At 56.9% G+C, this 7,208-nt stretch carries 6 protein-coding genes and 1 pseudogene; 2 read left to right on the plus strand and 5 right to left on the minus strand.

Features of this window, described 5'->3' with window-relative positions:
- Positions 1–137 precede the first annotated feature (137 nt).
- Positions 138–497 carry a phosphoribosyl-AMP cyclohydrolase gene (gene hisI / locus ACILQA_RS08580; protein ID WP_395629326.1) on the minus strand — a complete coding sequence of 120 codons (360 nt, stop codon included), beginning with the start codon at positions 495–497 and terminating at the stop codon, positions 138–140.
- 128 nt (positions 498–625) lie between these two features.
- On the opposite strand from hisI, the gene purF reads away from it, so the two are divergent.
- Positions 626–2,083 carry an amidophosphoribosyltransferase gene (gene purF / locus ACILQA_RS08585; RefSeq protein ID WP_395629327.1) on the plus strand — a complete coding sequence of 486 codons (1,458 nt, stop codon included), beginning with the start codon at positions 626–628 and terminating at the stop codon, positions 2,081–2,083.
- Between the two features lie 3 nt (positions 2,084–2,086).
- Entirely contained in the window at positions 2,087–2,797 is a 711-nt protein-coding gene (locus ACILQA_RS08590; protein ID WP_395629328.1) for an SDR family NAD(P)-dependent oxidoreductase, read from the plus strand.
- Between the two features lie 146 nt (positions 2,798–2,943).
- Here the strand turns inward: ACILQA_RS08590 and ACILQA_RS08595 are convergent, their stop codons facing one another.
- The 4 genes and pseudogenes from ACILQA_RS08595 to ACILQA_RS08610 all read right to left on the minus strand — a co-directional run.
- Positions 2,944–4,341, minus strand: a complete 1,398-nt coding sequence (locus tag ACILQA_RS08595; protein ID WP_395629329.1) for a cryptochrome/photolyase family protein — start codon at positions 4,339–4,341, stop codon at positions 2,944–2,946.
- Positions 4,338–5,300, minus strand: coding sequence for a metal-dependent hydrolase (locus tag ACILQA_RS08600; protein ID WP_395629330.1), 963 nt, complete (start codon positions 5,298–5,300; stop codon positions 4,338–4,340). Before ACILQA_RS08600 ends, ACILQA_RS08595 begins: the two co-directional genes overlap by 4 nt.
- A gap of 139 nt (positions 5,301–5,439) precedes the next feature.
- Positions 5,440–6,486 (minus strand): 2-oxoacid:ferredoxin oxidoreductase subunit beta, encoded by a 1,047-nt coding sequence (locus ACILQA_RS08605; RefSeq protein WP_395629331.1) that lies wholly within the window; start codon positions 6,484–6,486, stop codon positions 5,440–5,442.
- Positions 6,486–7,208 (minus strand): annotated as a pseudogene (locus tag ACILQA_RS08610) (2-oxoglutarate ferredoxin oxidoreductase subunit alpha); the annotation flags it as partial. The pseudogene ACILQA_RS08610 and the gene ACILQA_RS08605, both read right to left, overlap by 1 nt.

The following is a 7,208-nucleotide window of genomic DNA, read 5'->3' on the forward strand; positions in this document are numbered from 1 at the left end:
GTTCGGCAAAACACCCGTCTCCACCGCGCGTGCATCAAGCGTTGCGCCAGCGTCCGACCCAAGGGTCGATGTGAGCGCGCCATCACCGCACCCGGCCAACAGCGCGCATGAAGCGAAGATTGGAAATGCCGTGCGCCTCACACTGGCTCCAATCCATCCTTGTTTATCCTGCGATAAAAGCAGCTGCGCGCGCCGGTATGACAGGTCGGGCCTTGTGGCTTTGCGATTATCCAAATGGCGTCCTGATCACAGTCAATGCGCATATCGACAATGTGCAGGACATTGCCGCTGCTTTCGCCCTTTTGCCAAAGCCGCTGACGGCTGCGCGAATAAAACACCGCAGTGCGGCTCTCTATGCTTTTGGCGAGTGCCTCCGCGTTCATATGCGCCACCATCAATACGGCACCGTCCGCCGCATCGGTGACCACAGCGGTCAACAATCCGTTGGCGTCAAATTTGGGTGTGAGGGCAAGCCCTGTCTCAATCTCGTCGGTCATTTCCAAGGCCTAACGCAAGGGCAAGTGGCCCGCCAACATTTTCTTTGTTACATTGCTACGACAAGGGGGAGACAATCGATGATGCGTTGCCTATACGCCAGCCAGCGACGCGCAGCGGGATTCGAATTATGCTGACCACCGACCCATTTGATGACGACAAACTACGCGAGGAGTGCGGGATTTTTGGTGTCTATGACGCCGAAGGTGCTTCAGCGATGGTTGCGCTTGGCCTACATGCGCTTCAGCATCGCGGCCAGGAAGCCGCCGGCATCACAAGTTACGACAACCATGAATTTCACACACACCGTGCCATGGGTCATGTTGCGGGCAATTTCGACCGTGATGAAATCATCAACGGCCTTGTCGGGCGCAGTGCCATTGGCCACGTCCGCTATTCAACGACGGGCGAAACATCGCTGCGCAATGTGCAGCCATTATATGCTGACCTTGCCACCGGCGGATTTGCGGTCGCGCATAACGGCAATATTTCAAACGCGGTTGCATTGCGCCGTGACCTTGTCCGCCGCGGTTCGATATTCCAGTCATCATCGGACACCGAAGTCATCATTCATTTGGTGGCGACGTCAGGTTACCGCACGTTGCTGGACCGCCTGATTGACGCGCTGAAACGCGTTGAAGGCGCCTATTCGCTTATATGCCTAACAACCGAAGGCATGATCGCATGCCGCGATCCGTTGGGCATTCGTCCATTGGTCATGGGCAAGCTTGGCGATACAATAATCTTCGCATCGGAAACCGTTGCGCTCGATATTGTTGGCGCAGAATTCATCCGTTCGGTTGAACCGGGCGAATTGGTTGTGGTGCACGGTAGCGAAATTCATTCGCACAAGCCGTTCATCCCCGTTTCGCAACGCCCCTGCATTTTCGAGCATGTGTATTTCTCACGACCCGATTCCATTGTGGAAGGCATCAGCGTCTATTCGGTTCGCAAGGCCATTGGCGCGGAACTCGCGCGCGAAAATGGCGTCGATGTTGATTATGTCATTCCCGTACCCGACAGCGGCACCCCTGCAGCCATTGGCTATGCCGAGGCGGCCAAAATTCCGTTCGAGCTGGGTATCATCCGGTCACATTATGTTGGCCGTACCTTCATTCAGCCGGGCGATGGCGTTCGCCATTTGGGCGTAAAGCTGAAGCATAATGCGAACCGCAATCTGGTTGCGGGCAAAAAGATCGTTCTTATCGACGACTCGATCGTGCGTGGTACGACCTCGCTCAAGATCGTTCAGATGATGCGCGAAGCGGGCGCGGCCGAAGTGCATATGCGTATTGCAAGCCCGCCAACGATGAACAGCTGCTTTTACGGCGTCGATACGCCGGAACGCTCCAAATTGCTCGCGAGCCGTATGGACGTGGAAGAAATGCGGCAGTTTATTCAGGCCGACAGCCTCGCGTTTCTGTCTATCGATGGGCTGTACCGCGCGTTGGGCGAAGATTCGCGCAACAAAAACCAACCGCAATATTGCGATGCGTGTTTTACCGGCGACTATCCCACCACCCTCACCGACCATGATGAGCATGAATCGGGTGACCTCATGATGCTGGGTGAACGGAAGTCTGCATAAATCATGACGAAGCTATTTGAAGGCAAAGTGGCGCTGGTTACGGGCGCAAGCCGCGGGATTGGAGCGGCAACCGCAAAAGCACTCGCGGCGCAAGGTGCACATGTCATCATTACAGCGCGCACCGCCAAAGACTTAGAAGCCGTTGAAGACGCGATATTCAACGCAGGTGGCAATGCGACGATTGCACCATTGGACCTCACGGATGGCGACAGCATTGCACGGCTCGCCACAGCCGTGACCGAACGTTGGGGTAAGCTCGATGTCTTGGTATTGAATGCCGCAATGCTCGGCACGCTCGCGCCGATTCCAGCCATTGATGGCGCAGAATTCGCGCGTTTGTTCACGCTAAACGTAACTGCGCAGCAGGTGCTGATCGCGTCATTCGATGCGTTGTTGCGCAAATCGGATGCGGGTCGCCTCGTCGCGCTGACATCCTCGGTCGGTGCAGCACCACGCGCATTCTGGGGCGCTTATGGCGCATCAAAGGCGGCGCTTGAAACGCTCGTCGCCAGCTATGGCGAGGAAGTGAAGAACCTGTCCGCCGTGCGCACGGCCATTGTGGATCCGGGCCGTACACGCACCCAAATGCGGGCAAAGGCCTATCCGGGCGAAGACCCGGCGACGGTGAAGGAACCATCGGTTGTTGCCGATGCAATCGTCGCGATGCTGACGACTGAGTTTGAGACTGGCCATCGTTTGGTGGTCGCGGGCTAACTTTTTAATATTACCGTAGTCCTGAGCAGCAGTCGCATCGCGACTGCGTCTGTCGAAGGACGCCCATCAGTAAACAGCTATGCTAGGCAGCGAACCGCTCTTCGACTTTTCGCCAGCGCTGCGCGCTGACGGCTCAGGGCTACGGTTTATGATTTGACCACCTCATGCGCCTTTAACGCACGCTCGCGCGCCGCTTTGTGGCCAATGATTTTGCGCGGATAGTTTTTTGGCCGTGCGCCATATTCATCGGGGTCATGAATATACGGCTCTTGCAGGCCAGCAAGCTCTGGCACCCATTCGCGGATGTAACGTGCGGCGTCGAATTTCTCTGACTGCGACAATGGCGCCATGATGCGCACGAACATATTGCTGTCTACGCCCGTCCCCGCAGTCCATTGCCAATTGACGCTGTTGCTGCCGTAATCGGCATCGACCAGCGTATCCCAGAACCATTTCTCGCCCTCGCGCCAGTCAATCAGCAGATGTTTGACCAGAAACGACGCCGCAATCATCCGCACGCGGTTGTGCATCCACCCGGTCGCCCATAATTGCCGCATCCCAGCATCAACGAATGGGTAACCCGTCCGGCCCTTGGTCCATGCCACGAAATCAGCCTTTACCGCTGGATCGGATAGATCGCGCCACGGCAGCCTGTCGAACGCATCGCGGGCATTCTTCGCACCATATTCGGGCATCTGGACGATCACATTCTGTGCATAGTCCCGCCACACCAGTTCTTTCAAAAACACGTCAACCGACCCGCCCGCATGCATGGTCGCGTGCCAGCACGCAGCAGGTGAAATCTCGCCAAAGTGCAGATGCGGTGAAAGGAATGACGAACCCGCAACCGATGGCAAATTGCGCTTCTCGTCATAAAATTTGGCCTTGTTTGCAAAATCCTCAAGCCGATGGCGCGCGCCAGCCTCTCCCGGTGTCCACATATCGGCCATAGCGCCTGACCAATCGGGCTCGGTGGGCAGCAGGGCCCAATCATCAATATTGTCGCTCTCTGGCCATGTCTGGGGCGCAGCGACGCGCGTGGGTGCTGCCAGTGGCACCGAGGGCGGCATATGCTGCCAGAGCGCGCGCATGAACGGCGTGTAGATCTTGTACTGCCCGCCGCTTCCGGTTGTGACGCTGCCTGCGGGCAGCAGATAGTTACCGTCGTGGCAGACAAATGCACAACCCTTGCTTAGTCCGCTTGCGACGGCCTTTTCCGCATTCCGCCACCATGGTTCGTAATGCCGCATGCAATGAATGGCCGACGCGCCGGTCTCTTCAGCGAGTGCGCACAAAACTTCGTCGGATTTTCCGGCGCGTAAAATCAAACGCGAACCCAATGCCCGCAAATCTGCGTCAAACGCCGTCAGGCTATGGTGCAACCACCATCGCGACGCCGCGCCCATCTTGCGATGTTTTGGCGTGTCATCATCAAGGATATAGACGGGGATAACCGGCGCGCCACTTGCCACTGCGGCTGCGATTGCCGCTTGGTCCGCAAGACGCAGGTCACGGCGCAGCCAGACGATTACCGGGGCCGTCATTTGCTTTCAACTACAATGGGAAAGAACATACTAAATCGGTCGCCCACCAGCGGGTCAGAAAAGCGCTGGTCGGAAACCTTCAACGTCCTGTCCGCGCCTTCGCCGACAATCTCGGCCACCGGCATTCGTGACCAGAACAACAGCGGCGTACCGCGGGCAATATGTGTCTCAAAAGCCTTGGCATCTTCACGTCCCATATAATGGGCACGAATGTCGTCATCGATGCGCGCGCCGTGAAACGGGGTGTACGTGCCCTGCCCATAATATCTATCGTCGCGCCAAAGCATCTCACGTTTCCAAAATTGCACTGGAACAGGATTTGCAACAACCAGAGTCGGCACGATCTTATGCTGCTTCTGAACGGCTTGGGCGGCCAATTGCTCCGCCCTGCCCGTGATGAGCCCATTGGCTAAGATATATGCGCAAATGGCGGCAAAACTGACCAATGCCGGTGCGCGCCAGGTTGCGCGCCCCGTACGTTCGCGACGCAGCGAAAACCAAACGCCGCATATCAACGCAGCCCACAGCCAGATATCGATGATGAACAAGGTATCGCCATAAAACCATTGGCTCGAAAATGGTTCAAGCAAACGGATCCCGTAACTGTTGAACCAGTCGAAAAGCGGGTGGCTCAAGCATCCAATATAAGCCAGCGCCAACAACCAGCCTTTATGCACCGGCAACCTTGTCTCTGGCCGCTTTCCGCGTCTTTCTTGCCAGCGATCGAACCACAGCATGATGCCCCACAACATCAGCGGCAGCACCAACATCGCGATTGGGCCATGCGTGAGGCCGCGCCGGATCGCCAAATGCTGCTGCCCGCCCAGCAATGTCGCCACGGCGTCAATATCGGGGATATTCGCAGCAATGATGAGCGTGGGCATGGCAAGGCCAGTCCGACGCTTCAACCCCATCTGCCCGATGAGCGCGCCAACAAGGCTGTGTGTGAGATTATCCATGCGGGTTAGCTGGCGTAGCAAAACCGAAATGGCAATACGGCGTTATCGCCATAAACTATTTTGTTCACGCAGAGGCGCAGAGTTCGCAGAGCAGAAATTTGAAATCTCTGCGGACTCTACGCCTCTGCGTGAAAATCAATTAAGTCTCGGGATGGCCTTCAGCTACGGTCCAAGTTTGTCCCTTTGCCAGCAGCTTGCCGAGATCAGGTGCTTTACCTGCGCTGGCCGACTCGTTCTGCGCGATGACGGCGTCGTTAAAGGTCGGGCGCGGATCGTCGTAGAGGACGCCGAGTGCCATGGGGAATTCGCCGAATGGCATTTCCACAAGCATGTGCGCGAGCGAACGGTTGGTCACATCGTGGACGATAACGCCCGCGCTCTGCCAATCACCATCGACCACATCGACAACCTTGAGCGTCAGGCCAACATTGTCGAGGGCAATGCCTTTGGTCCCGCCGGACTTTTCGCTGCCGAACAACATCGGCTCACCATTGCGCAGCCAGAGTTGATGGCCGTCGGCTCCCTTTGGCGCAGCGAAGTCTTCAAACACGTCCTTGTTATACACAATGCAGTTCTGGAAGATTTCGATGAACGCCGCGCCGCGATGGGCGTGCGCCGCCTTCAGCACGTCAGGCAGATTCTTTGAAACGTCAAAGCCGCGCGCAACAAACCGCGCGCCTGAACCCAGCGCAAAGGCGCATGGCGTGGCTGGACGGTCAACCGAGCCATAAGGCGTCGATGGGCTGTTGGTGCCAACGCGCGATGTTGGCGAATATTGGCCCTTGGTCAGGCCGTAAATCTCATTGTTGAACAGCATGATCTGGCAATCCAGATTGCGGCGCAGCAAATGCATCGTGTGGTTGCCGCCGATCGACAGCGCATCACCATCGCCCGTGATAATCCACACATCAAGATCGGGATTGGCGAGCTTTACACCCGTCGCAACCGCAGGCGCGCGGCCGTGGATGGTGTGGAAACCATAGGTTTCCATATAATATGGGAAGCGCGAAGAACAGCCGATGCCGCTGATGAACACGGTGTTTTCGGGCGTGCCACCGATTTCAGGCATGGTGCGCTGCACCGCCTTCAAAATCGCATAGTCACCGCAGCCGGGGCACCAGCGAACTTCTTGGTCGGTTTCCCAATCCTTGGGCGTTGTCGCTTTAACGGGGGTCATATCGTTCATTATAAAGCACTCCCAATCGCGGCTTCAATTTCGGCGATAGTAAATGGCTGGCCGGACACTTTGTTCACGGGCTGCGCATCCACAAGGAACTGGTCACGCAATATCGTCTTCAACTGGCCCGTGTTCATTTCAGGGACGATGATCTTGTCAAAGCTCTTCAACAACTCGGCCATGTTTTTGGGCATGGGCCAGATATGGCGAATGTGGACATGCGCGACATCAACACCTTCGGCGCGCTTGCGGCGCACGGCTTGCTTGATGGGTCCATAGGTTGAACCCCAGCCAACGACAGCAAGTTTCGCGCCTGCTGCGCCCTGCTCGACGATCTGGTCGGGGATACTGTCGGCGACATTATTTACCTTGGCCGAACGGATGTCAGTCATCGCTTGGTGGTTGGCAGGTGCATAGTTGATGTGGCCGGTATCGACTTCTTTTTCGATACCACCAATGCGGTGCAGCAATCCGGGCGTGCCGGGCTTCACCCATGGGCGCTTCAATTTATGGTCGCGCGAATAGGGCTTGAAGCCATCTTCAGGCACGCTTTCGAGGAACTCGACCGGGAATGGCGTATACTCTTCAAGATCGGGCACGAGCCATGGTTCAGCCGCGTTGGCGATATAGCCATCGGTAAGCAGCATGACGGGCGTCATATACTCGACCGCAATCCGCACCGCTTCCACCGCGCAGTCAAAGCAATCAACCGGCGAGCGCGCTGCAATCAC

This window comes from Sphingorhabdus sp. (genome assembly GCF_044239005.1).
Taxonomy (GTDB): Bacteria; Pseudomonadota; Alphaproteobacteria; order Sphingomonadales; family Sphingomonadaceae; genus Sphingorhabdus_B.

Bases quoted from the DNA above. Each gene is read 5' to 3' on its own strand.
- ACILQA_RS08595 (WP_395629329.1), bottom strand. From the start codon at position 4,341: ATGACGGCCCCGGTAATCGTCTGGCTGCGCCGTGACCTGCGTCTTGCG.
- ACILQA_RS08600 (WP_395629330.1), bottom strand. From the start codon at position 5,300: ATGGATAATCTCACACACAGCCTTGTTGGCGCGCTCATCGGGCAGATG.
- purF (WP_395629327.1), top strand. From the start codon at position 626: ATGCTGACCACCGACCCATTTGATGACGACAAACTACGCGAGGAGTGC.
- hisI (WP_395629326.1), bottom strand. From the start codon at position 497: ATGACCGACGAGATTGAGACAGGGCTTGCCCTCACACCCAAATTTGAC.
- ACILQA_RS08605 (WP_395629331.1), bottom strand. From the start codon at position 6,486: ATGAACGATATGACCCCCGTTAAAGCGACAACGCCCAAGGATTGGGAA.
- ACILQA_RS08590 (WP_395629328.1), top strand. From the start codon at position 2,087: ATGACGAAGCTATTTGAAGGCAAAGTGGCGCTGGTTACGGGCGCAAGC.